This window comes from Novosphingobium sp. (assembly GCF_040398825.1).
GTDB lineage: Bacteria > Pseudomonadota > Alphaproteobacteria > Sphingomonadales > Sphingomonadaceae > Novosphingobium.
This window is the reverse complement of the sequence record NZ_JBBATI010000013.1, coordinates 95,257-97,225: the sequence shown is the minus strand read 5'-3', so window position 1 is coordinate 97,225 and position 1,969 is coordinate 95,257. Positions and strand designations below refer to the sequence as shown.

Below are 1,969 nucleotides of genomic sequence, written 5' to 3'. Positions count from 1 at the left end.
AGCGAATGGCGCGAGTGACGGGACTTGAACCCGCGACCTCCGGCGTGACAGGCCGGCACTCTAACCAACTGAGCTACACCCGCGTTCGCGCTTGGGAGCAGCGCCTCTATGGCACGCAATTCGCAGTGTCAACAAAGCTTGCGCAAAGTTTTTGGCGACACCCCCTGGCGGCGCGGCCAGCGTATTGCCCGCCAGCCCGGCGTTAACCCGATCTTTGCCATAGGCGGTTAGGAAAAGAGCCGGATTTTCCTCACTCTTCCACACATGGGGCGCCCTGCCGGATGTTGCGCAAAAGCATGATGATCGTTGCGGTTGCCGCCCCGGCGATGCCCGGTGCCGGGCTGTGCGCGACCATTGCGATGGTCGACCATGCCCCCGGCGCACGCGAAAGCCAAAGCCAGGTAAAACTTGCTGGCGATGTATTTGTCGAACGGTTCGAACGCGCGCCCGGCGGTCGCACCGCACGCGTGCTGGAACGCGCCGAACAACTGCACCACGGTGACCGGCTGGTGTTCGTGGTCAGCTGGACCGGGGGCAACCGCGCTGGCCTGACCGTGACCAACCCGGTGCCCCAGGCGATCACCTTTCAGCCCGGCCCTGGCGATGCATCGACCGTGTCGGTCGATGGCGGGCAACATTGGGGCACGCTGGCCACGCTGATGGTGCACGACGGCGCTGGCTGGCGCCCCGCCCAACCCGAAGACGTTACCCATATCCGCTGGCGCGTTGCCGCCGGCACGGGGCAAATCACCTATCGCGGGATAGTGCGCTAGCGTTCCGCGCTACACCGCCACTGGCGCGGCGATATGCGCCTGCGGGTGATAATCGCGCACCACGAAATCATCGATGGTGTAATCGAACATGCTGTCGGGCCGGCGTATGATGGTCATGCGCGGGCATCCATCGGGAACGCGCTCCAGCTGCGCCTCGACCAGCGCGGCGTGGTTGAGATAGAGGTGCGTGTCGCCCCCGGTCCATACCAGTTCACCCGGTTGCAGATCGCATTGCTGCGCCACCATCCGCAAAAACAGCGCCGCGCCCCACAGGTTGAACGGCAGGCCCAGCGCGACATCGCAACTGCGCTGGTACAGCAGCACCGACAGGCGCCCGTCGGCGACATGGAACTGATAGGTCTTGTGGCAAGGCGGCAGCGCCATGGCATCAAGCTCCGCCACGTTCCAGCCTTCGACAATATGCCGCCGGCTGCCGGGATTGGTGCGCAGGCTGTGGATCAGTCCGGCAATCTGGTTGATGCCCTGCGCGCGCTGGCGGAACAGGCCGTCGCCAGCAGGATCATAGACCGGCCAATCGACCCACTGTTTGCCATAGACCGGGCCCAGATTACCCCAACGCACGGCAAATTCCGCATCCGCGACGATTTTCGCGGAAAAGGCATCGCGGGCAATCGCATCACCGGTTTCGCGCACATAACGCGCGTGCGGCCAGTCAGTCCAGATTTCGACGCCCTGCACGCACAGCGCACGAATGTTGGTATCCCCGGTCAGAAACCACAGAAATTCGCGCGTCGCGGTTTTCCAGTACACGCGTTTGGTGGTCAGCAACGGCATCATGTCGTCGCCCAGATCAAACCGCAGGCTGGCGCCAAACACCGACCGCGTACCCACCCCGGTGCGATCCACCCGTTCATCACCGTTGCGCCAGATGTGGCGCATCAGATTCAGGTACTGCTGTTCATAATGCGTGTCGGCCATCGCGCGATCCTAACCGGTTCACGCGTCTGCGCCAAAGCCCTTGCGGCGGATTGTTGTGGACCATGCAACCCCCGGCCCACCCTGTTTCGACTTTTCGCGCCACCGGCGTTTTACCCGCTTGCCACGTTTCAAACCGCTGCCTATAGCGCGCGCCTGCCTCGCAGGCCCGGCGGTGAAAACCGCATGGCCCGCAAGATCGGTCGGGGAGTAGCTCAGCCTGGTAGAGCACTGTCTTCGGGAGGCAGGGGCCGGAGGTT

General features: G+C 63.8%; 2 protein-coding genes and 2 tRNA genes (1 of these 4 cut by a window edge). 2 read left to right on the top strand and 2 right to left on the bottom strand.

The annotated features are described in order from the left end of the window. Window positions 1-6 precede the first annotated feature (6 nt). Window positions 7-83, bottom strand: a tRNA-Asp gene (locus ABWP89_RS08865). 198 nt (window positions 84-281) lie between these two features. Here ABWP89_RS08865 and ABWP89_RS08860 point away from each other — a divergent pair. Further along, complete coding sequence (locus ABWP89_RS08860; RefSeq protein ID WP_353228705.1) at window positions 282-773, top strand: hypothetical protein; 492 nt, start codon at window positions 282-284, stop codon at window positions 771-773. A gap of 9 nt (window positions 774-782) precedes the next feature. Here ABWP89_RS08860 and thyA read toward each other — a convergent pair whose 3' ends face one another. Beyond that, window positions 783-1,712 (bottom strand): thymidylate synthase, encoded by a 930-nt coding sequence (thyA, locus tag ABWP89_RS08855; RefSeq protein WP_353228704.1) that lies wholly within the window; start codon window positions 1,710-1,712, stop codon window positions 783-785. 201 nt (window positions 1,713-1,913) lie between these two features. Here thyA and ABWP89_RS08850 point away from each other — a divergent pair. Further along, a tRNA-Pro gene (locus ABWP89_RS08850) sits at window positions 1,914-1,969 on the top strand; it runs 121 nt beyond the window's last position.